This is a genomic window from Clostridioides sp. ZZV15-6388 (assembly GCF_020657755.1).
GTDB lineage: Bacteria > Bacillota > Clostridia > Peptostreptococcales > Peptostreptococcaceae > Clostridioides.
Genome location: NZ_JAGWCU010000009.1, coordinates 37218 through 62038, shown reverse-complemented (window position 1 = coordinate 62038; position 24821 = coordinate 37218). Strand labels below are relative to the sequence as shown.

Sequence of the window (24821 nt, the reverse complement as noted above, 5' to 3'; positions counted from 1 at the left end):
TTCATCATAGATTTCTTTTAAGTACGTTATTTAATTTAACACCTAAAAAAGATGCAATAATTGCTTTTATCGTATCTCCAATTAAAAATGGTACCACTGCTGCAAAAAGGGCTGCTTCTACTGTCATTTGATTAAAGTAACACATAAATACTGTTCCCATAAAATATATAATAGGCATACCAACAAAAATTGTTATTGGTATATATCTTTTAATATCATTATTTTTACCTTTTAATAAGCTAATAATTAGTGATGCAAATAAAAATCCAAAATAAAAACCACCTGTTGGGCTTAGTAATTTGCCAATTCCAGATGCACCTCCACCAAATACAGGTATTCCAATTAAACCTATCATTATGTATACACCAACTGTACTAAATGCTTGTCTTGGAGTTAATATTAAAGCTATTAGATTTATCATTATTGTTTGTGCTGTTACTCCTGCTGGTGTAAATGGTAATGGTATATATATATAGGATGATATACATAATAATGCTACACATATTGACATTTTAGTTAAATCTTGAATATTTACTCTATTATTTTTCATTTTTATAATTCCCTTCATATGTCTTATTCAATTTAGTTTATATGTACATATAATAAACCCTCTATTAAGGCTTTGTTTTAGTATAAAAGAAAGACAGTTTTTTGTCAACTTCAATATAATTTTAGGTTTACATTTAATTTATAAGTAAACTTGCTTCTAATCCTTTATGTTTTAATGGTTATTTATAAAATTTTACTTATAAACAAATCTATTTGCCCTATACTTGTAAATTATAATATGATATATTTTATATGAGATTTTATTTCATATAATAAATTAATAAGGAAGTGACAATATGAAAACTAATGAAAATCAATTAAACAACATAGATAAAGAACTAGATGAGCTTAGTAAGAAAGTTTATTTAGAATCCCCAGATTTTTGGATAAGTATTTCTGACAAAATAGTAGATAAAATTTTTGATGAAATGTTATTATTTTTTGCAGTAAAATATAATTATTACAATATACTATCTTTTGCAATTGAAAATAATTATATAGATTTAAATATGCCATCAAAAAATAAAGACTATCCAAATATAATGAGTCATTTTTTAGACACAGCAAAACAAAATGAAGATAAAAAGATTTATAATTATCTTTTAAACTTAAATAAAGAAGATACCATAGGTGAAAACGCCTCTTTAGATGATTTAAATCACAATACTGAGAAAGATACTTTTGGAAAGAAAGATGTATATATTCCAAAATACATGTGTCCAAACTGTAATACTAATATTTTTGATACAGGTTACAGAGTATCAAATGATATAACATATAAATTTTCTTTTCAAGATGCCGAACCTGTTGAAGTATCTAATGAGATTACTTCTATTAAATGTTGTAATTGTGATAAATCAATAGAAAATGTAACTACTGACAAATTGTATAGTATATGTAAAATTCAAAACTGTGATAATTGTGGTTCTAGTTTAATTAAAGTAGGAATTATTGCAAAGAAAAAAATGGAGTTTAATGAGAATACTGAAGAATTTGGATATGTTTCAACGTCTTATTGCTGTAACAATTGTGGCTCTAAAATAAATTCATCTCAAAAAGAATACTTTAAACTTTAATATCTTATATTTTTAAAATAATTTCAAATAATAATACTCTGTTATTAAATATTATTATAGAAATTTTTGGGGACATATTTGGAAATATAACATAAATAATTTTTATATACACACTTTAATTGTAATTAAAATTGCTATGAAATTAGATATTATTAAACTAGTTTCATAGCAATTTTTAGTAATATAATTTTTATTAAGTTTGGACAAATTTTATTTTCTATTTCTTTAGTGTACCAACCATAACTCTTAAATCAATTGTTATATTAGATATCCCTGACTTTATCAACTTTAAAATTTCTTTTTCATCTAATGTTGATGTTAAAGGAGTCATTTTAACCAAATTCATTAAATTTAATACACTGACATCAGTTTTATAATTGATTCTATTTTCATAAATTACATCAAGGTGTTTTTTAAATCCAACTATAATGTTTTTATTGTCATAATCATTATTCTTTATATTTCCCTGTATACTTGTCCTTATTTCTTTTAAATAATTTGATTCTGGGACAATCTTTACTATTATTCCATCATCATTTAAAACCCTTGTAAATTCCTTATAATTTGCAGGAGAAAGTATATTTAATATTACATCAAACTTATTATCTTTAAATGGTAGATTTGACAAATCTGAAATACACCATATAATTTCATTCTCTCCTCTTGTAGCTATAGAAATACCTTCTTTAGCTATGTCAATTCCAATTAATTTACATATATTATTAATATTTTTATCTTCATATAATTTATTTAAGAAATATCCTTCTCCACATCCAGCATCTAAAATATAGTTAATATTTTTATCTAAAGTGTAGTTATGAATTGCAGACTTTATTTCTTCTGTTAAATTATCATATGCTTTAGAATTATATATTTCATGTCTTGATTCAAATAGTTCTTTATCATAAATAGTTTTAGTATTACTATTTAATAAGTTAACATATCCCTTTTTGGATATATCAAAGCAATGATTATTTATACATCTAATGCTATTTTTATCAATTGTAATCATATCTTCTTTACAAAGTGGACATTTGAATACATCTATATTTTCATTAAGTAGTAATTTAGCAATTTCTATCCTTTTTAATTTTCCAACAATCTTTTTACCTTCATTACTTATATTTTGTTTCATCTCCATAATCTCCTCAAATTTACTATTTAATTTAAATAGCACGAAATTATGGCTACTTATATAAGGTATGTTTCTATATCTTATATAAAATCATGTTATAAGTTTTTGTAAAATAGCCACAATTTGTGCGCTATTCTCTTATTCTAATATAATGCATAAATGCTCTTTTATTCATTATTTTATCCTCCCATAATTATATATTTTGTAATATATACTAGGTTACAAGCATATATGATTCATGATTTTAAGTCTCACCATTATAAAAATATATCTATCTAGATAGTAAACATTTTAATCGCTATTCTAATGTGAATATACTAAAGCTGTTTACTATATTCCATTAGATATTCTTTAAATCCTGAATCTTCATTTACTTGTTCTTTTACTATATTAAAACCTTTTTTATTGTAAAATACAACTGCTTTTTTATTATCTTTATATACTGCTAAGCTTAGATTTTTATACTCTTTAATTACATAATCTAAAAGTTTGCTTCCTATTCCTAGACTTTGATAATTTGTACTTATAAACAAAGCTCCTATAAATTCATTATCTATAATACTTATAAATCCTTTTATTTCTTCTCCATCATCATATACAAAAGTTTCAGATATAGGCATATATTCATTTTTAACAGTATTGTAGCTATTTTTCCAATAATCTTTATTTATAAAATCATGTGCTTTGATTGTACTTTCTTCCCAGATTTCCATTATTTTTTCTATATCTTTGTTATTTGATTTTCTTATCATAAATTTTATTTCACCTCATTTTTTACTACTTTCTTATCAAGATTTATAGAATATTTATGTTTTATTTAGATATTATTTAGTTAATATAGAACTTATTATAATATGAATTATTCAGAAAAAAGAACTCTTCTTTACATCCCACTTAGTTAATATAAAACCCTTCTAAAAGTCCTAATTTTAATTTACCTCTTGCCTTTATATACCACTTAGTTAATATAAAACCTTTTCAGAATAAGAACTCAATTTAGCGTCCAATCCCTCTTTACATACCACTTAGTTAATATAAAACAAGAATTAAATTTGTTTTTCAAGATAAATTAAAACGCTTTACATACCACTTAGTTAATATAAAACACAATAAAAGAAGTTGTTTCATTAAATGCTACAGACCTTTACATACCACTTAGTTAATATAAAACTAGTCTCAACTTTCAAATACTCTTCTTTTTCTATCAGCTTTACATACCACTTAGTTAATATAAAACATCCCTTTTAAGGGAGATTTTAATACATTATCATTTCTTTACATACCACTTAGTTAATATAAAACCCCAAAATATGTCTAATTGAATACATTGAAAATACTACACTCAAGCAATTATAATTCAATAAAAATATTAAAAATTGCAGTGAGCGATCAGTAGTGCAATTGATAATAGTTATCACATGCCTTCAATCCCTTATATTCCAACTGTTAACACCTATTTTAGCATAAATATCGCTCACTGCAAACCTATATAAACATTTCATCAGAATACTTATCAATACTATAACATTTCTTTTTAATTGAATTAGGATTTTTTATCTCATAAACATAGATAGAATCTTCACTATTATCAATAACCTTTTCTATTTCAGAAATACATTTATGTAACTTTCCATCGGTAATATCTCCTTCAAAAACAGAATTTTGCGTCCAAGTCAAATATTTTCTAAGTATCTTTCTAATTCTATTTAATGACCTTGCTTCAACAATATCATAAGTAACAATAACAAACATATTTTACCACCAAGCCTTTAAAACTCTATACGTTTCATCATTTATAAAATGTTTAATTAATTTGTAACACTCTAGCCTTATAAACATTCTATACGAAACTTTTCTATTTAGATTTCTATGTTTTATGGTTGTCTGCATCTTATTTTCAAATTCTTGTAAGAATTTCTTCTTTCCTTTTTCACTTAAATAACAAATTTTATCTTGATATGAAAAATCATTCTTATTGATTCTCTTATTATTAATTAAGCTAAAAATTATTGTATCAATAATAAGAGGTTTAAAAATTTCAGCAATATCTAAGCTTAAAGAAAATCTTTTTGTAGATGGTTCATGTAAAAAGCTTATAGTAGGGTCAAGTTGTGTCTTATATATCTCACTTAAAACATTCGTATACATTATGCTATTTCCAAATGACATAAGAGCATTTACTGGGTCTTTGGGAGGTCTTTTTTCTCTCTTATAAAACTCAAAATCATCTTTCAATATTTGATTAAATGATTTATAGTATGTTTTTCTTATTCTGCCTTCTTTACCCATAAGTTCTGATATTTCTTTGACATCATTCAAACTATTTAGTTCATCTTTTATAGTATCAATTAAACTTTCATCAACTTTGTAATATCTCATATTTCTTAAAATATGGTATGACGCACTTTCCACAAAGGATTTTGCTAAATATAGTCTTTCATTTTTATCTAAATAACAAGCTGATTGACATACTAAACTAAACCCTGATACACTTTTCTTTCTTGGATAATATGTACCTGAATAATACCCATAATAGTTATAGAAGTGAAGCATAACTCCATATTGGCTTATATAGTTTATAAGTTTTGTGTTTAAACCTACCTCTCCATATATATGAATATCATCAACTTGTTCTACTGGTAATATTTTTTTCTCACCTTCTAAATTATAATAATAAATTGTATTTTCTTTTCTTTTTATATTACCATTACTTATAATATAATAGTCTTTATACATTGTTACTCCTCCTTCACAAAACAAAATTCATAATAAGCACATTTTGTACAATAAGATTTTTTCTCAATTTTAGGAGGAGATAACTTCATATTTATTTCATTTATATTTATAAGTGTATTTTCAACAGCTCTTTCTTTTTCCTCTGTTAATATTAATTCTTCTTGTTTCTTTTCCTTGACATAATTTATAGTTCCTTTTTTATCTATACCCATACTCTTTTTTAAATAATATAAGTAATAGTATAGTTGCATTTCATCTGCTTCTTTCATCTTTGAACTTATTTTTACTTCCTTAACATACTCATCCTTTATTATATCTAATCTCAGGATATCATCAATTAATACCTCTTTATTTTTCATTCTTTTATAAGAATCTTCATGTACTATTTTTCCAGATAAAACCCTACTACTATTTTGTTCCATAGTTATTCCTTTAGAGAATAACCATAGTTTTCTTTTACATACATAATAATAATTTATCTTTACTCCTTGAACTTTCAATAATTCTAAATCTATTGGCACAAAATCACCTTCTCTAGTAAATTTTAGCCACATTGTTAATATAAAAATCAAATAAATTGGTCTATTTCCTTACCTATAAGCACACCTTTGCCAAATATCTGTTTTGTATGCTTATTTTCATGTATATCATATTTATATAAAAGTATTTTTAAATCTTCTAGACCCTTTATATTTATATCCACTATATTTTGTTTAGCTTTATATATTGGTATATTTACACTTTTTTTAATTATTTCTCTTCTAGCTTTTTTTCTCTTAAATTTTATTTCATTTATTAATTGTCTGTCTTCATTACTATATGCCTCTGTAAGTTCTTTCCCCAAAACTTTATAATTTTTTACCAAAGTTTCTTCAATTTTATTATATATATCCTCTGGTATTACTGTATATCCTTCAATATTTCTAAGTATATTTTGCGCATCTTTAGAGCCCAAACTATATGGTGTTATAGTATCTAAAATATTTAAAGCACTAGTAAATCTCTTTTTAAAAGCTGTACCTTCTAAGCTTTCTTTAGAGTATAGTACCTTAACCATTTCTACCTTATATTTTTCTTCCATCTTTACACATTCTTTGCCATTTATAAAAGCTTTCAATAACTCAAGTCCATTTTTTACAATTGTTTCATCATAGATACTGCCTATTCCTGTAGCTTTTTCTGTATATATAAATATATTTGGACTATTTTTTTTATACTCACGACCTCTATAACATCTTCCAAACCTTTGAAATAAACTGTCAAGTGTTGAATTTTCTGTATGAAGTTCATCAAAATCAATGTCAAGGGATGCTTCTACTAATTGTGTAGTAATCCAAATTCCATTTTTATCACTATCTGCAAATTCTTTTATATGTTTTTCTAGTTTTGCTCTATCTTCTTGTATATACATAGAATGTAAAAGATTTAAGTTAATATCTATTCCTTTTAGCTTAACTATCTCTTCTATTAACTCATATTTTTCTACAGCACTTTTGACTGTATTTACTATTACAAGAACTTTTTTATTCATTCCACTTTGTATTATTTTTTCTAAATTTTCATCTATTGAGTTTTCTACAATAGATACACAATGTCTTATTTTTTCTGTATTACATGTCAATTTAGCTAAGTTACTATCCAATACACCTCTTTTTTTTAGTTCGTCTATATATATAGTTGGCATAGTAGCTGTCATTATCATAAATCTGCCACCTATCTTATGTATCATTTCTATACCCTTTACCAATACAGCTGCTATTTCTGGTGAATATGCTTGTATCTCATCTATTACTACCTTTGAATATGCTAATGTTGAGTATACTTTTTCATATCCTCTATACAAAAAAGGAAATTTAAATATTTGGTCTATTGTGGAAAATGTCAACTTGCAAGATAATAACTTTGCTAAATCTACAATCTCATTTGAATTTTCTTGATTACTTTCTTCCAGATAATCTATTGCTGTTGAATGTAACAGACCTAAGAATGTATCATTTGATTCTCCCACTCCAACTATATTTTTTGCCCTATCAAATAACGCATTTATACTTACCCTTAATGGAAGTGTGAAAAAGGCCTTATCCTTATCTATCCAAATTAAAGCAGTTTCTGTTTTCCCCATACCTGTAGAGGCTATCAATATTATATTTTTATCTCTATTAGATTTAGCAAATGATTGAGCCTCTCTCAAACTACCAAATTCTTCCATTAAATAATTCTCTGTGTGTTCTCCTATATTCATGACACTATTGCATTCCACAACCTCATGAGCAGAAGCACTGTGATCTAATCTATGTAGTATACCTTTTAACATGATATATAAATTATAGTATTTGTGATTTTTATCTATTCTTTTTATTACACTTTGTATATACGCTTTACTTAATTTTTCGGTTCTTATTGGATATCTAACTTTAAATTCATATTGTAATTCATAAACTTTATTTATTAAATCTTCATCTAATATTTTTTGTATTAAATCTTTAAAATCTTTATCTATAAAGATATCTCTTTCATGATGATATACGATAACTTGAATTAATACTGCTCTCAGTTCTCTATCCTTTGCCCTGTCTACATAACTATAATCAATAAATGCAGGAGAAAGATAATTATGACCTATATTATTTTCTAGATGAGTTACTATTTTAGATTTATTTGTTTCAATATCCATCCTACTTCTTATTAGGTTTTGAAATGGAGAAAATGCTTTTCCAATATCATGAAATTCTATAACAAAATCAAGTAATTGCCAAAATTTCTCTTCCTCTAAAAAATTTAGCCTATTTATGTTTGTTCCATGGCATTCTCTTAACACATTCATTTGTTTTAAAAGCTCATCAGTATGTTCTCTCAATGTTTCCACTGGATTAGATTTAGCATATAACATACTCTTCCTCCTAATTTATATTATTAAAATATAATAAATCTCCTTCATTGTCTAATAATATATCTCCAACTGATATAGTATTTCCATCATCAACATAATAACTATCTACCTTATTCCAAACTCTTTTTTTATCTTTCAGAGCATTATTATCATAGTAATTATTGAGCCTGTAACTTATTCCCTCTATATATTCATCTTGTAAACTTGACTTTGGTATATATATAGGCATTCTTATATTATATTCTGATAGCCTAGAATTTTCGTAATCATCTAATTGCATATCAGAATCTACTTCAAATTTATTAATTTCTACAAATCTAATATCATTAATTCTCACTAAATCTTCTTTTCTACCTAATGATAAATGCTCACCACAATTTAATAAACTATCATATATTTCTTTCAATAATTCAAAATCCCCACCTATATGAATTATCAAATTTACATTTAATAACATATGACTGTTCATTGGCATAGATGTAATACTATCCTTTTTATAAAAATATGTTGTCTGATAATTATTAAATATACTTTCATATGTTCCCTGTACACTTATATTAAATGGTATATACTCTGTCGCATTTAATATTTTGTGAATTAATCCATTTACTGTAGAATATGGTGGTAGTGGATAAGTTTCTGTAATCTTCATAGCAAATGGCTTTTTATAGCATGCAGTTTCTTGAAATAAATCTAATTTCAAAACCTTCATATTAATTCACCCCATAATATTCCTTTACTTCTTTAACTAGTTGTCCAAAAAATTTATCTACACTTAAAAAATTATCTTCAAATAATCCCTCAAACTCTTCTTTATTTGTAAATGCTCCATCTACCATTCCCACATAGGTAAACTGCTTTAAACCCTTTCCTAAAAAAGTACCTTGAACTACTTCTTCTATTGCTGACTTATTTACTTTAAACCCATTTTTATCTCCTTTTAATTTAATTCTACCTAAGAAAAATGGATTTGCTATTTCATATACTCCTCCTACTACAAATAAAGGAGATAAGTTTTCTTGTCTACCTCTAATATTTCTATTCAATACTTTTATTATTTCTAAAAATTCTACTACTCTCTTACATTTCTCTTTATTATCAAGTTCTATATCTCCATCCTTACCTATTTTAGATAAGTCTATAGTCACTGTATATGTATAATAACTCAAATGTTGTTCTATATTAGCAAGATTAGGGTGTTCTCCTATTCTATCTGCCAATCCTTTATTATTTAAAAAGTCCATGTCACTTCTATATGGCTCAAGAGAAATTGCATTACTTAATCTTACAGTAGCTTCTCTAGTCAATGAACCTCCTTTTTTATCTTTCTCATCTTTTTTATTTGTTTTCATATATCCAAACAAGTCCATTTCTTCTGATTCTCTTATATTTATATTATCTTTAAACTGAACTGTACCTTTTTCTTTATCTACAACCTGCAAATTCCAATTAAATAACTCCGAAGCTAATCTTACTATGTCATATCTTAAACACTGGCGAGATGCAAATGTGTAGATATTTCCATCTCCTCTACTTAGTTTTTTTAATTCGGATATATTGGTTATTCCTTCACCATAGTTTAAACTTTGAGCTTGTGTTATTACTGTAAACGTTAATCCTCTTTTCATATTATTTTTCCTCCTTATTATCTACTTGTCTATTTTTTCTCTCACATTTTTCTGACATTAATCCCATTGTAAATGCGTATCCTATAGCTTCAAAATCTAACTCCTCTTCACTAAGCATCTGTAAAAATTCTTCTGGTGGAGTTTTTTCACTTGGTGAAAAAATTCTTAAAATTGTTTGAAAAAAATCATTCTTATTACCAACCTTAATCAAATTTAAAAGCTTATATGTTATTCCTTCTATTTTATTTTTAGCATTCTTATTAACATAATAATCATGTATTTCACAACCTGATTCATAAACTTTTCTTAACTTTTTATAATCCATTTTATACACTCCTCTCTTATAGTTATTTACTATTAATCTTAATTGAACCAGTCTAAAACAATCTGTTCCTGATATATTTGATTTATTTCTACCTTCCATGTCATTCTTAACTTTATTTCTTAAAGTATTATTAATTAAATGCTTCAAGTCTCTATTTTTCAAAAGTAAATCTAATACATTTGATTTAAGCTTATAATCATAGATACTTTGTATTTTTTTATTTACATCCTTGTTTGTAAAGATTTTTGCTAAATAAGTAGGAATATTAAAGTAATTTATTTTACATTTTTTAGAATCTATACTTGCTTTAAATTCTACAAAAATGATATTCCTAAGCTGCCATTCACTTTTTAATCTATTTTCTTCTACTATACTTTTTATAAGTTTATTAAAAGGAGTTTCTTCTTGGGAGCTTGAAGACTCACTTTTCTGTAATTTTAACTCATTATTTCTCTCAAAAAGTTCATTTATAGAAGTATCCATGTTAACAAATAAATAAAACTCATTTTCTTCATTAGTTAAATAATTTTTTCTTGTATAAGTAGCCCCTGCTGGAGTACAGAATAATATAAGCTTACAAATATCACATATTGATGATGTGTACTCCTGATTCCAAAACATATTTCTAGCATTATTGGTACTTACTCCAAGAGGAGCAAAATTACTTTCTGAATACTCATCTAATATACCTTTGTATGAACCACACATTTCACATACTTCTAAACTATCCATATACTCTTTTATATCTTTAATACTTTTATTTTTCTTTATAAAATTTTTATTTATTTCCTTCATAATTTTTTCTATAGTATTTATACTAGACTTACTAACTTTTTTTTCACTTACATCTTTAGCCATACTATTTAATCTATCATTCAAATAGTTTTTCAATTTATCATAATCATTCTCTTCTAGTAAATCCTCTAACTCCCCTAGATATATGATTTGTCTTAAATAGTCGTTAAACATTACCTGTTTTAATCCATCTAAATCTAACTTAGCCTTAGCAACATTAAAAAAACTAACTTGTCCAAAATAATTATCTTGAACTACATATTTATAAAGATTAGCTGTAAGTCTATCGTTTATTGATTTAATTTTAAATATATCTATAATCTCATCAATTAAAGTTTCTAATATGTCAAATTCATCATAACTTTTTATCTTAGATATACTATCTAACTTTTCTTTTATCAAGTTGAATTTTTCTTCATCAAATTTTTTAACCTTATCATTTTGTTGTTTTATACTATCTTTAATTTTTTTAATTCCATCTTTAATTTTATCAGGCTTAGATTTAATAAAATTTATACTGTAATCAATACTCTTCCTAATCCTTTTTGATACATCATATTCATCCATAAAGTAATTAAAATAATCCTCATGAAAGTTTTCAAGAAATGAACTATCAAATTCGATATAATCTTCCATAATAAATATTTCTGCTTTCTTATCTGCTTTCTTTATTATATTTAAAAATCCAACTATACCCATATTAAAGAACCAGTCTCCTCTATAAACCCTTAACTTCATTTAGCTCACTTCCATTCTAGAATATCTACATCTCCAAATCCCTGAGCACGCCTAAAACCTAGTCCTAGATTGTAGATAAGATTTAAATCATCAATATCACCTTTTAATATAAACTTACCTTTGTAACCATTAACATATTGATATTCTTTACCTGTTATTTTTTTAAATTCTCTTAAACTCTCTTTAACCACTACCTTTTTGAGACCTATATTTTCAAATTCTAGCTTTCTTTTTAATCCATTTCCCCTATAATTTTTGACAACTTCATTAGTTATATAGTTTAACTCTTCTATATATCTATCATCACTTATCTCTAAGAATTTCCCTTCTCTAGACTTTATGCAGATTGGAGATAATGCATTAAATAGTACCCTCTCTTCTGTTACCTTCTTTTCTCTTGATAAATCTATTCTAATCCTTGTAAGTTCATAGTCTTTATATAAACATTTTTTAGAAGTCATTAATCCATTATATATATGAAAACCTAATTCTAAATCTGGAGTACTTATATTTAATATTACTTTATCCTTGATAATAAAATTATCACCTTCAATACTATATTTTTTTATATAAACTGAAAATGTAAAATTTTTAGTTTTTTTATTGTGTTTTTCATTATAATAGTACATGTTTTTATAGTAATCTTCATTAGATTTTCTTATTGCTTCTTTTATAATACTCATAAAGAGTGAATTATAAGATATTGGTATACAACCTGTACTAAATTCAATTTTCATTTTCATAATATCACCTCTCTCAACTAATATATTAACACTAGACCGTGAAGTATATTGGTCCAAGTATAAATTATTTGAAAAAATTAGTAAATTTTTTTCATTTTTTCAATCTCTAACAATATATCATTTCTAAGTCTATCTGGTTCTACAACCTCAACATAGGCTCCCATACTTAAAATCCAACTTTTTATCTCCTCATAACCTCTCATTTTAGCTTTAAACATTATAGATTTATCATCATACTCTATAATTTGTTGATTATTAACCCAAACTTTCTCCTTTATAATTGTTGAAAATGGATGGCTAATTTTTATAACAACATTAATTTCTTCTCCCTTATAAATTCCTATACTATTTTTACTGTATTCACCCCAATTAAAACTTTTATCTACATTATACTTTTTTTCTAAAACCTTATAGTTTTTAATTCTACATAATTTAAAGTCTATAAACTTAAATCTTTTTTCACAAAAAGCTACCATATAAGTATCTGACTTATAATTAAACAAACCATATGGATGAACAATTCTTTCACTATTGCCTGAATTCAATGAATAATACTCTATCCAAAGTTTACGCTTTGTGGTATATGCTCTAGTTATTTCATTACACTTATTTTTTTCAAACTCATAATCACAATTACGTTGTGCTTGTACTGTGAAATAATCCATATATGTATCGCTTTTTTCTCCTGTATTTAATACTGCTTTTATTTTTTCTACAATACTATTAAATTCATTTTTGTAAATATCATTATTGTACTCTAGCTGTGAATTTACCATATCTAGAATTGAAACTTCATTATCTAATAATTTAATTGATGAGATACTATTACATTTATCGATTTCATAACCACCATAAATTCCAGGTGTTGAATTTATAAATATACCAGCTTGCTCCAAGCACATCTTATAACTTTTTATTTGCCTTTCACTTACTTCCAACTCTTCTGATAACTCTTTACATTTCATTTTACCTCTACTTTGAATTAATATCATCATTCTTAATGCATTAGCTAATTTACTAATGAATAACACCCCCTAATAACATTAATTAATATTTTTATATTATTTATTTCTACAGATATGTACATATAACCTCTTTATACTTTATATAAGTAGAATATTTTTATAATTTTGACATTTATTATGTCATATTTGTATAGAATCTTAATAATTAATACAATAAAAAATATTACTGAAAAAATAAACATTTATAATTCCAGTAATACCAATTAATTTTAAACCTTTTTGTTATTAGTTAATAATAGTCATTAAAAATTGACTAAATTTAATCTTATCTCTTTTAAATAATTATTTCTTATAAGTAAGAAATACACTATTTGAACTATAAACAAGCTTCCCATTACCAAAACCGCAGATGATGCAACCTCTATATCAAAAGAGTTCTTAAGTGCAGTAAGTGCAAATACCGAATGTACAACAGCTACTACATAAGGTAACAAAAACACAATTCCAATCTCAATGGTTGAAGCTCTTTTAATCTCCTTATATGTCATCCCCAATTTATTTAACTGTTCATACTTTTTCTTGTCAATTTGACAATCCATATAAAACTTATTATATAAGAAACTACTTGTAGTAACAAAGAAAATTAAACCTATAAATACTGCTAAAAACATAAATGTAGAATATGTTAGTTTACCAGTTTCTATCATTAATTCTTTAGAGAAAAACAAATATGGTTGCATTCTAGACTCATTATCAAATTTATCTTCAAATTGTCTACATATATCTATAGTTTTACTTGAATCTTCTACCTCAAATGTTGAAAATCTATCTATTATAAACTTTGATTTTATACTATCATAAAAATTATCTTTTACCACATACATATTTTTATAATACGCTGGCATAACACATTCTTCAACTTGTTTTGCCACCTTTAAACTTCTATTCCCTATAATGACATTTTCTTTGACTTTCTTATCTCCAGGTAAACTTGATGAAAACAATGATATAGATTCATTATCTTCAAAACTTATAGGCTTAACTCCTATAGTCTTTGTAATTTCTAGGTACTTTGATTCTTTCATTATTCTCACATTAAAATCACTTTTCTTAGGAAATACAGTTTTAAACTCACCATTAACTCTTGCATAATCTATACCTTCTTTTTTCAACTTATTTTCTATAAAACTCATTCTTTCCTTATCTTTCTCTTTACTGTCAGGTTTATTAGTGTCATTATGCAAAGTCATTGTTGAATAATATATTGTGCTAGGATATATTAAATTAATTTGACGTTTTACATCTTTCCAAAATGAGTAAACAGTACCTATAGCAGTGAATGCCACTGCAGAAGTTATAGTTATCAAAAAGAATATCCTAGCATTATCTTTTACCTTATAAATTAAGTTTGAAATCCAAAGCATATTTGTATTACTTCTATAAAAACTTTTCTTCATCTTCAATTTTTTTATAAAGTACACACTAAATTGAGAAAAGAATAAATAAGTTGCTACTATCGTCAGAGATGTAACTGGAACTAAGCGTAAATATGTTGTATATTGGTCAGTTGATGTAACAGCACTATAATACGCTATTATAAACAGGCAAATACTTAATATAGCAAGTATTAGTGATGTTTTAGGCTCTGGTTTTGGAGTTTTTGTACCTTTAAGTAACTTCAATACTTGATTTTCCTTAATTATAAAAGAAGTAAATATAGATGTTAATATAGCTAAAACCATAAAATAAATTAAAGTGGAAAACATTGCATTTAATGGTATATAAAATTCTAGTGGTGATAATTCTAAAAAAGTAGACATAGTTACTAAAAATATCTTTGAAAAAATTAAACCTACTATTATCCCAATTACAGAAGATACTATATTTATTACTATATTTTCTATAAGAACCAATTTCATTACTTGTCGTTTTGATATACCTGTAATATAGAGTATTCCAAACTCTTTATATCTACTCTTAAGAAAAACACTCACTGAATAAAACACAAAGAAGAATAAAAATAAATATGCAATTATTTTACTCATCTTAAGACCTTCTTTTAAATAGTCAGGAAATTGAGCTATATCTAAGCTTGGATGACTTGTAAACATAATAAAAGAAAAAAGTAGTGAAGAGGATATAACAATACTTGCTAAATATCCTAGATATGCTTTAATATTTCTTGAAATATTATTAATGGCAAATTGTTTTATGTTCATTAATTATCTCCTCCCAATAATGTAAGCACATCCATTATTTCTTGATAAAATTGCTCTCTACTATTTTCCTTATATATTTCATTGTATATAGCTCCATCCTTTATAAATAAAATACGATTACAATAGCTTGCTGCTAATGGGTCATGAGTTACCATCATAGTAGTAACTTTATTCTCTTTATTTATCTTTTGAAATAGCTCCATTACAGTCTTTGATGATTTTGAATCTAAATTACCTGTTGGCTCATCTGCTAAAAGTATTGATGGTTTATTGATTAATGCCCTAGCAATAGCAGTTCTCTGAGCTTGGCCACCAGACACTTCAAAAGTCCTTTTATTTAATAAATCTTCTATACCTAAAATTTTAGATACTTCATTTAGCTTTTCATCTTGTTCTTTTACACTTACCTTATCTAGTGTCAATGGCAATACTATATTTTCACCAATAGTTAAAGTATCCAATAAATTAAAATCTTGAAATACAAACCCCAACTCTCTTCTTCTAAATAAGGCAAGTTCTTCACCTTTTAATGATAATGGATTTTTACCTTTTAATTCTATTTTTCCTGTAGTTGCTTTATCAATAGTAGAAATCATATTTAAAAGAGTAGTCTTGCCACTTCCAGATGGTCCCATAATTCCTACAAATTCTCCGTCCTCTATACTAAAACTTATATTGTTTAATGCATTAAAAATCATTTTTTTACCATATACTTTGCTCAAATTACTCACAATTAAGGTTTTCATTATTTATAACTCCTTTCTAATTTATAAAATGACATGAAGTATATATTAAATACTACTCATATTAATTAAAGAAATTTTATATAAATACTGAATTTATTTTAGTTTATATACTAATTATATTGGTAAAAGCTAATATAGCAAGTACTATACCTGCCACTATTCTATATATAGCAAATACTCTCATTGGTTTTTTCTTTAGAAAATTTACGAACTTTTCCATCACTACTATAGACACAAGAAATGCTACTATAAATCCAACAATTAAAGCAATCCACAAAGTTGGTGTCATTATTGAATAATCAAATTCAAATAAATCTAGTCCTGAAGAAGCTACCATTGCTGGTATAGCTAAGAAAAATGAAAATTCTGCTGCTGTAGGAGAATTAAGCCCTGCTATCCATCCACCCATAATAGTAGATGCACTTCTTGACATTCCTGGCCACGCAGATAAAACTTGTAATACACCGATTTTTAAAGCTTGCACTGGAGTGACTTTATCTATATTATCTGTTGAGTGCTTCTTTTTTCTAAATAGAGTTTCTATTACTAATAATAAAATACCCCCAACTATGAACCCTATAATTACAGATTGTAAGTTAAACAATGCTTTTATGTTATCATAAAATATAACTCCCACAATCCCAAATGGTATACAACCTACAATAACATTTATTCCAAATTTAAATCCAGTTTTTCCTTCCTTACCTCCAGTAAATATGAATTTAAAAAACTCTATAACACTATCCTTTATTTTTTTCCAGTAAAGTACTACTACTGCTAGTATAGCTCCAAGTTGTATTACAACTTCAAACATCTCAGCAAATTGACCTTTAAAATCTATTAAGCTTCCCACCAAAATCATATGACCTGTAGATGACACTGGAATAAATTCTGTAAGTCCCTCTACTATAGCTATTATGATTGATTTTAATATAAAAATAATATCCAAACTCATTGATAAACACCCTTTCTTTACTATATAATCTTCTTAAAATTTCTTTTCTTATGTCATTTCTTATATTAATTTTAATTGACATTAGAAGATTTCACTATCTACAAACATTACACAAACATTACATCTATGTAATGTTTGCAAAAAATAAACTATCTTAAAATTAGATTGTATAATTATAAATCTTATTAAAATATATATACACATTAATTTTAACAAGACATTTAAATTATAAATACAATGTTAATCCCTCTTAAAATAGTCTCTTATTAGCTTATATTATCTTTACTAAATATTATTGAAACTTCGGTTCCTTTTCCTACTTCTGATTTTATACTGACCTTATGACCTAAGTTGTCACATACTTTTTTTACTAGATAGAGTCCCATACCTGTAGATTCTCCAAATTTACGTCCATTTTCTCCTGTAAAAAATGGGTCAAATACTCTTTTTATATCTTTAGATACAATTCCAACACCTTTGTCTATTATACTTAAAATTATAGACTTATTATTTTCTTCAGATTTTATAATCAAATCTTTACTATAATCTTTAGAATATTTAACTCCATTTGTAATTAACTGATTTATTATAAATTTCATCCATTTTATATCTGTATAAATATAAATAGATTTATCTATATCTATTTTAGGAATTATCCCATTCTTTATAAATAATCTCTTTTCATCATTTATAGTATCTACTATAATATCATTCAAATTAGCTTTTTCAACCACAAAATCTTTCTGAAATTCATCCACTCTTGCGAAATACATAGCCATGTTTAAGCCTTTATTAACTCTATCTATCTCCTTTTTTATATTTTCAGTAACTTCTTCACCTTCATATTCCTGAAGTTGAAGACTTATAACTGATATTGGAGTCTTCATTTGATGAATCCATTGGTTGATAAAAGTTAAATGTTCACTATGTATTTTTTTATGTTCCTGAATCATTGATTGATATAATCTATGTTGTTGTTTTAAAATAACTGATATGTTTTCTCCAAAAAAAGAGCTCCCTAAATATAAAAAGGATTCATCTAAAGAGTTTATACCTTTTTTAAAGAGATTATATACTTCTCTATTTTTATAATATTTATATATCAAAAAACACAATAAGATAAAAGTACTAAACAATAAGATATATAAAGCTTCTTCTACACTGATAAATTTCATAAGACTACAATAAATAATTGTCATAGATATTCCTAAATAATATATAAAAATATAGCCTTTACAATCTTTAAATAATAATTTCATATTCTCTCCTTACCAATTTTTATTTAACTTATATCCTACTCCTCGTACAGTTTGGACAGCATCATTTATACCTAACTCCTCAAATCTTTTTCTTATTCTACTAACATTTACATTTAGAGTATTTTCTTCTACAAACTCAATATCATCCCATATCTTTTCTAATAGATAATCTCTACTTACTACTTTAGGGTATTTTTTTATAAGACACTCAAGTAATATTCCTTCTTTTTTAGTGATAATCAAGGTCTTATCCTCTAACTCTAGCTCTAATCTTTCTGGATAAAACTTTAGTCCATCTAGTTCTAATATTCTCTCATCTATTTTAGGCGAATATTCACCATATACCCTTCTTATATGACTTTTTATCTTTGCCATTACTACATCATAATAAAAAGGCTTTGTTATATAGTCATCAGCTCCACTTTCTAAAGCTCTAATCTGGTCTAAATTACTATCTCTAGCTGATACAAAAATTATAGGAATATTTGATTGTTGTCTAATACATCTACACCAATAGAATCCATCAAATTTTGGTAAATTTACATCTAAAAGCACTAAGTCTGGCTTGAAATTTGCAAATGTAGTAATTATATTATCAAAGTTTTCTTCAACCATTACTTCAAATCCATATTTCTCTATATAATCTTTAAGTAATGTACTTATTGATATATCATCTTCTACAATATATATTTTATGACTCATATAATTCCTCCATATTTTAATTTTCTTATTTACCCTATGTTAATATTATATTCGTATATTGCTCCATATATAAACATATCATTAGCATATATTTTTATCAATAGAATAGAAAAAGTTACCTTAAATAAGGTAACTTAAACTTTTAACACTATTATCACTACTACTTAGCATTATATATTAATTCTTTTATGTCTACTTTTTTCTCTTGTAATCCATTTTTTATTAAGAAGTCTTGTGTCTCTTCAAGAGAAGATATATCTTTGTCTGTTATATCTAAACTAAAATCATACCAAGCATATAACTCTTTAGTTTCTTCAACACTTAAATCAACTTCTTTTGCTACCTTTTCCATAGCTTCATCAAAGTTATTGTCTACATATTCTAAAGTTTCTTTTTCAACTTTCATAAATCTTTCAACTACCTCTGGATGTTTTTCAGCAAAATCTGTACTAACAGCAGTTACTATTATACCATCTACTAAACCTTCACCATTTGCTACAAGTTTACTTCCAGATTTCATGGCTTTAAGAGCTGCTGGTCCAGCAATCAATGCAGCATCAACACTACCATCAGAAAGAGCTGCTGATGCTTCTGGAATACCCATATTAACAAACTCAACATCATCCATACTTAATCCTTCTTTATCAAGTGCTGCAATTAATACTTGATGTAATATAGTTCCTTTTGGTCCAGCAACCTTCTTACCAGCTAAATCTGCTGCTGATTTTATTGAATCATTATTTGTTAAAATCATAAATCCTTTTGGTGATCTACTATAAGTGTTTAATATTTTTAAATCTACACCATTAGATGCTGCTATTAAAGCTGATGTCCCCCCTAATGCATGTAAAAAATCTATCTCTCCAGCCGCTAAAGCCTGTGTTTGCTCCGGTCCTGTAGTTATTTCATGAAAATTAACTGCTATATTATCCTTTTTAAATTCTTTCCCAAATAAATCATCTTGTTTTTGAATTATAGAAGGCACATTTAGTGGTGATTTTACATAAGTTAAATTTATTTCTGAAAGATTTTCACCCTCATTCTTTTTTGCACATCCAGCTAAAGACGCTGTTGTAAGTGTTAATATTGTTATACATATCAATAGTTTTTTTAATTTCATATTTTTACTCCTTAAAATATTATTAATTTCTTTAAATGCTTTTATTTGATTTCATTGTCATTAAAATATCTTTTTTTAATTTAATATAGTAATTTGAAGTTAAATCTCTATTATAATCATCCTCTATATTAAATTCTTCTATTTTTCTTTCCTTTGTAAAAACAACTATTTTTTTGCCTATCTTTAATGCTTCATCAATATCATGAGTTACAAATATTACACCTTTATTGGTTGATTTATGTATTCTTATAACTTCATTTTGCATATCAATCCTTGTAAAATAATCTAGTGCTGAAAAAGGCTCGTCCATAAACAACATATCTGGATTAAAAGAAAGTGCTCTAGCTATACTTACTCTCTGTGCCATGCCTCCTGAAAGCTCATTTGGATAAGAATTTTTAAATTTCTGTAAGTTCATCATTTTAAGATATTTTTCTATATCAATACTATCTTGTTTGTTTGATTTACTTAAATCATCCTTGCCATTTAAATATATAAGATTATCATTTCTATCTTTATTAGTGGTACTTTTTGAGTGATTTAACTTATTGAGTATTTTATTTAAAAGAGTGTCTTTTCGTTGATTGTGAAAAGCTATGTTTTCGCTTACATTTAACCATGGCATCAACCTACTTTCTTGAAATACAAAGCTAACATTAGGTCTATACTCTTTATTATCTTTTACAAACCTAATTTCACCACTATTTACATCTTCAAGTGATGCAATTGCCCTAAGTAAAGTGGTTTTGCCACATCCACTTTCACCTAAAATTACAGTTATATGACTTTTATCTATACTTAAAGAAATATCACTAAGCACTACATGTTCTTCATTATCAACTTTATAACTTTTAGATAGATTTCTGATTATATACCCAGAATTACATACTAGACTACTCATATGCTTCCACCATCTTTCCTTTGCTTACCTTTTTTACAATAATTGAAAATATATAGTCTGTGATTATTCCTAGAAGTCCAATTACAATTATTCCTACAATAACAACATCTGTTCTAGACATTTCTTTTCCATCAGATATTAAATATCCAAGACCTGACGAAGCAGCTACAAGTTCAGCTCCTATAATTGCTCTAAAACTATATCCAAGTGCTAACTTTAGACCAACTGCAATATCAAGAATTGCATTAGGAATAATTATTCTAAATATTATCTGAAGCTTTGACAATTCAAATACTCTACCTACTTCAATTAACTTTGAATCACAATTTTTAATCCCCTTTAATGTACTTGTAAAGATTGGGAAAAAAGATGCCAAAATTATAATTATTATTTTTGATTCTTCACCTATACCAAACCATAATATAAGCATTGGTATTAGAGCAAGCGGTGGTGTATTTCTCAAAAAATTTATCAATGATTTAAAGTACTCATAAACTTTACCATAAATTCCAAAGAATATACCTAAAGGAACACCTATAATTGTACTTATTGCAAACCCTATCAAAACTCTTTTCATACTTGCATATACATTAATAAATATTGAACCATCATTTATCATATTTAAAAATGTACTATACACTTTTTCAGGTGGTGGTAGTATATATTCACTCCAAATACTAAGATAATTTGTAATTTTCCACAATACAAGAATTATAAAAAATATTAAAACACTTTTTATTAACCTCAAAAGTTTATCATTAATTTTATTGCCCATTTACAAACCATCTCCATTATTACATCCATCTTTACAATAAAACATTTCTACTATATCGTACTTATCCTCAGAGCCATTTTTAATTTCTTGTATTTTACTTAATATTTCATCTTCACTTGATACTTCAAGAACTTTTTCAAAAGAATCCTTAAAATATCCTAATGGAATTGGAGATTCATCTATTTTTCCAAGTGATTTTATACCTTCTCTTTCAGCAAATTCCTTCCATGTATAAAATACAGCATTATCTTTGTCTTTAAACTTTTCACTTGCAAAATCTCTTAATTGTGTACATGGACAGGTTACTATTAACATATCTTCTTCACTTTTAATATATTTTTCATATAAGACTCTACAAGTCCTTACTAATATTGGTTCTATCATAGGAACTTCAAAGCCACTTATCAAATTATTTCTTTTTAAAAGATTTATGCTTTCTGGACATCTACAATCTAACATTGTATTTTCAATTTTTTTTGCATATTCTTTGTACTGATTCTTTACATATTCTAATTGCGCCTCACATTCAACCATTATGTACCCTTTTTTTATCAAAGTTTCTTTGATAATATTAAACTTTTCCCCATACATTTTTTCTGCTACTGGATTTATTAGAAGATATTTATTCATAGCTCCTCCTATTATTTAATATTGAATATTATTCTCAACTATTAGTTTAAATGAGCACTTAGTTTTTGTCAATATATTAATTTTTTCTTAAAAAAGTAATGTTTATTTACAAATTATTACTATTTTACTTACAATATTAAAATGATATATTCAATTTGTTTTAACAATAACATATGTATATTACTATTAATCTACTTATAATGATATATACACAATTAGTATAGATAATTTGATGTTAATTCTATATATATAAAATAAAAATATGATAAAAAACTAAATTATACTTTGCTAATTTACTAAAAAAAGTGAAGTATAATTAATACTTCACTTTTTTTAGTAATCATAAATATTTTATTTTAATATTATCAATAATCTGTAAAATCTTATCTCTAACATCTATGGGTTCTAGTACCTCAATATTTTTTCCAAAAGAAAGTATATATCCATAAATCCAGTCGTTTTGTGGATATTGTACAGTCACTATAAAATTTCCATTGTTATCATCTGATATATTGTCAATATCAAATTCATCATATACTCTATATCCTATATCTTTAGAAATTTTCAATTTCAAATTGATATTTTTATACTCATTTTCTTTTATTTCTCCTACTTCTGTTGGCATACTCCTCACAAATGTCTGCTCACAGACGCAGATATTTCTCATCCTCATAATTTTAAAAATTCTATAATCATTTTTTTTACGACAATAAGCTTTAAGATACCATGATTTTTCTTTAAACCAAATCATAAGTGGCTCTACACAGCGTAAACTTATTTTTCCATAAGTGTCTATATATTCAAAGGTTATAATATTACAATCTAATATAGCAGATTTTATCTTTACAAATTTATCTTTTTCTCTATCATCACTACCCCAATGAGAAAAATCAACACTTATCCAGCTTGTATCTGATTTGCAGAATAAAGGTTTAAGTTTTGCCAATGTAGAATCAATATTTGGATACTTAAGTGCATTTAAGCTCTCCAGTGAAGCTAAAATTTCTTTCTGCTCTTGCTCAGATAAAATAGATTTATCAAAAGTGAAATTATCTAAAATACCTATACCACCATTTCTACCTTTGTCAGTATAAATTGGAATACCAGAAGATGACAATATTTCAATATCTCTACAAATAGTTCGTCTAGATACTTCAAAGTGTTCAGCTAACTCCGTTGCAGTTACTCTTTTCTTATCTAACAGGATATAAATAATTTCAAATAATCTATTACTTTTCATATAATCACCTCATTACTTTATTATAGTATAACAATAAAGCAATATATATACTTACATCTCTTTTTTTACTTCAAAGCGCAAAACAGTCTTCAACAAATCAGCATTTGATACTTTACTTTCATTAGTTATATATATTTCACGATGTATATCAGATTTTCTTATAAGTTTATTTTTCTTGCAAAATTCATTCATAATAATAAAACTCTCTGGTTCATTATCATATGAACCTCTATGAAGCATTTGAACACATAGTCCATCATTAATAATTCCAAATTCAACATTTTCAATCAAATTATGTTGCTTTTTCTTTTTTACTATCTCAATTGCTTTGCTTAATAAATCTTGTGTAACAAAGTCTGGTTGACGTATCATTATAGTATAAATCAATTCTTCCTTAATAAGTGTACTTGAACATTTACTATCTTCTGTTTTATCCCATATAGCTTCTAATGGAAAAACAGTATAATCAAAGTAACCTTCTGGCACAATACCCTTTTTAGGCATAGTTTTTATTGCATATGCTAAAGAATATAGAACTCCAATTGCCTCACTAAACTCTTTATCATTTGGATTTCCTTTTCCTTTTATCATAATAAATTTCTGTTCTGGTACATCAACTATTACAGGATTCTCATTAGGTAAATATAACTTTTTATCTTTCTTTCTCCATTCATATTTCATAAAAAATACCTCC

At 25.7% G+C, this 24821-nt stretch carries 24 protein-coding genes and 1 CRISPR repeat array; of the genes, 1 reads left to right on the top strand and 23 read right to left on the bottom strand.

Annotated features, from left to right (window positions below; all coding sequences use genetic code 11):
• Window positions 1–4: 4 nt before the first annotated feature.
• Window positions 5–550, bottom strand: a complete 546-nt coding sequence (locus KGF48_RS08080) for a biotin transporter BioY (protein ID WP_227829577.1) — start codon at window positions 548–550, stop codon at window positions 5–7.
• A 295-nt stretch (window positions 551–845) separates the two neighbouring features.
• On the opposite strand from KGF48_RS08080, the gene KGF48_RS08075 reads away from it, so the two are divergent.
• Window positions 846–1625, top strand: coding sequence for a hypothetical protein (locus tag KGF48_RS08075; protein ID WP_227867908.1), 780 nt, complete (start codon window positions 846–848; stop codon window positions 1623–1625).
• Between the two features lie 217 nt (window positions 1626–1842).
• On the opposite strand, the gene KGF48_RS08070 is transcribed toward KGF48_RS08075, so the two are convergent.
• The 22 genes from KGF48_RS08070 to KGF48_RS07965 all read right to left on the bottom strand — a co-directional run bounded on the left by KGF48_RS08070 (window position 1843) and on the right by KGF48_RS07965 (window position 24808).
• Window positions 1843–2760 carry a putative RNA methyltransferase gene (locus KGF48_RS08070; protein WP_227867907.1) on the bottom strand — a complete coding sequence of 306 codons (918 nt, stop codon included), beginning with the start codon at window positions 2758–2760 and terminating at the stop codon, window positions 1843–1845.
• Between the two features lie 317 nt (window positions 2761–3077).
• Window positions 3078–3512, bottom strand: a complete 435-nt coding sequence (locus KGF48_RS08065) for an N-acetyltransferase (protein ID WP_227841377.1) — start codon at window positions 3510–3512, stop codon at window positions 3078–3080.
• A gap of 129 nt (window positions 3513–3641) precedes the next feature.
• Window positions 3642–4062: a CRISPR direct-repeat array (repeat unit 29 nt; unit sequence CTTTACATACCACTTAGTTAATATAAAAC).
• Window positions 4063–4245: 183 nt separating this feature from the next.
• On the bottom strand, window positions 4246–4512 hold the full coding sequence (gene cas2 / locus KGF48_RS08060; protein WP_227867906.1) for a CRISPR-associated endonuclease Cas2: 267 nt from the start codon (window positions 4510–4512) through the stop codon (window positions 4246–4248).
• Between the two features lie 3 nt (window positions 4513–4515).
• Entirely contained in the window at window positions 4516–5496 is a 981-nt protein-coding gene (cas1b, locus tag KGF48_RS08055) for a type I-B CRISPR-associated endonuclease Cas1b (RefSeq protein ID WP_227841375.1), read from the bottom strand.
• Window positions 5497–5498: 2 nt separating this feature from the next.
• Window positions 5499–6017: a CRISPR-associated protein Cas4 gene (cas4, locus tag KGF48_RS08050; protein WP_413894790.1), complete on the bottom strand. Its 519-nt coding sequence runs from the start codon at window positions 6015–6017 to the stop codon at window positions 5499–5501.
• A 47-nt stretch (window positions 6018–6064) separates the two neighbouring features.
• On the bottom strand, window positions 6065–8386 hold the full coding sequence (gene cas3, locus KGF48_RS08045) for a CRISPR-associated helicase Cas3' (RefSeq protein WP_227867905.1): 2322 nt from the start codon (window positions 8384–8386) through the stop codon (window positions 6065–6067).
• 10 nt (window positions 8387–8396) lie between these two features.
• Window positions 8397–9098 (bottom strand): type I-B CRISPR-associated protein Cas5b, encoded by a 702-nt coding sequence (gene cas5b / locus KGF48_RS08040; RefSeq protein ID WP_227840816.1) that lies wholly within the window; start codon window positions 9096–9098, stop codon window positions 8397–8399.
• A 1-nt stretch (window position 9099) separates the two neighbouring features.
• Window positions 9100–10014 (bottom strand): type I-B CRISPR-associated protein Cas7/Cst2/DevR, encoded by a 915-nt coding sequence (gene cas7i, locus KGF48_RS08035; protein ID WP_227840815.1) that lies wholly within the window; start codon window positions 10012–10014, stop codon window positions 9100–9102.
• Window position 10015: 1 nt separating this feature from the next.
• Window positions 10016–11872, bottom strand: a complete 1857-nt coding sequence (gene cas8a1, locus KGF48_RS08030) for a type I-B CRISPR-associated protein Cas8b1/Cst1 (protein ID WP_227861156.1) — start codon at window positions 11870–11872, stop codon at window positions 10016–10018.
• A 5-nt stretch (window positions 11873–11877) separates the two neighbouring features.
• Window positions 11878–12615: a CRISPR-associated endoribonuclease Cas6 gene (gene cas6, locus KGF48_RS08025; protein ID WP_227856748.1), complete on the bottom strand. Its 738-nt coding sequence runs from the start codon at window positions 12613–12615 to the stop codon at window positions 11878–11880.
• 77 nt (window positions 12616–12692) lie between these two features.
• Complete coding sequence (locus KGF48_RS08020; protein WP_227840812.1) at window positions 12693–13646, bottom strand: helix-turn-helix transcriptional regulator; 954 nt, start codon at window positions 13644–13646, stop codon at window positions 12693–12695.
• 236 nt (window positions 13647–13882) lie between these two features.
• A complete protein-coding gene (locus KGF48_RS08015) occupies window positions 13883–15799 on the bottom strand; it encodes an ABC transporter permease (RefSeq protein WP_227867904.1) in 1917 nt (638 codons plus the stop codon).
• The gene (locus tag KGF48_RS08010) at window positions 15799–16545 is read right to left on the bottom strand and encodes an ABC transporter ATP-binding protein (RefSeq protein WP_227829582.1); all 747 of its coding nucleotides are present in this window, start codon (window positions 16543–16545) and stop codon (window positions 15799–15801) included. Before KGF48_RS08010 ends, KGF48_RS08015 begins: the two co-directional genes overlap by 1 nt.
• A gap of 103 nt (window positions 16546–16648) precedes the next feature.
• Window positions 16649–17500 (bottom strand): undecaprenyl-diphosphate phosphatase, encoded by an 852-nt coding sequence (locus KGF48_RS08005; RefSeq protein ID WP_227840810.1) that lies wholly within the window; start codon window positions 17498–17500, stop codon window positions 16649–16651.
• A 266-nt stretch (window positions 17501–17766) separates the two neighbouring features.
• Window positions 17767–18759, bottom strand: coding sequence for a sensor histidine kinase (locus KGF48_RS08000; RefSeq protein WP_227840809.1), 993 nt, complete (start codon window positions 18757–18759; stop codon window positions 17767–17769).
• 9 nt (window positions 18760–18768) lie between these two features.
• Window positions 18769–19461, bottom strand: a complete 693-nt coding sequence (locus tag KGF48_RS07995; RefSeq protein WP_227829585.1) for a response regulator transcription factor — start codon at window positions 19459–19461, stop codon at window positions 18769–18771.
• Window positions 19462–19621: 160 nt separating this feature from the next.
• On the bottom strand, window positions 19622–20581 hold the full coding sequence (locus KGF48_RS07990) for an NrtA/SsuA/CpmA family ABC transporter substrate-binding protein (RefSeq protein WP_227867903.1): 960 nt from the start codon (window positions 20579–20581) through the stop codon (window positions 19622–19624).
• A gap of 31 nt (window positions 20582–20612) precedes the next feature.
• Window positions 20613–21482 carry an ABC transporter ATP-binding protein gene (locus KGF48_RS07985; RefSeq protein ID WP_227867902.1) on the bottom strand — a complete coding sequence of 290 codons (870 nt, stop codon included), beginning with the start codon at window positions 21480–21482 and terminating at the stop codon, window positions 20613–20615.
• A complete protein-coding gene (locus KGF48_RS07980; RefSeq protein WP_227829588.1) occupies window positions 21475–22257 on the bottom strand; it encodes an ABC transporter permease in 783 nt (260 codons plus the stop codon). The genes KGF48_RS07985 and KGF48_RS07980 overlap by 8 nt, the downstream gene beginning before the upstream one ends.
• A complete protein-coding gene (locus tag KGF48_RS07975) occupies window positions 22258–22887 on the bottom strand; it encodes a hypothetical protein (RefSeq protein ID WP_227840806.1) in 630 nt (209 codons plus the stop codon).
• Between the two features lie 340 nt (window positions 22888–23227).
• Window positions 23228–24127 carry a helix-turn-helix transcriptional regulator gene (locus KGF48_RS07970; RefSeq protein WP_227841415.1) on the bottom strand — a complete coding sequence of 300 codons (900 nt, stop codon included), beginning with the start codon at window positions 24125–24127 and terminating at the stop codon, window positions 23228–23230.
• 51 nt (window positions 24128–24178) lie between these two features.
• Window positions 24179–24808 carry a GyrI-like domain-containing protein gene (locus tag KGF48_RS07965; RefSeq protein ID WP_227841416.1) on the bottom strand — a complete coding sequence of 210 codons (630 nt, stop codon included), beginning with the start codon at window positions 24806–24808 and terminating at the stop codon, window positions 24179–24181.
• Window positions 24809–24821 lie beyond the last annotated feature (13 nt).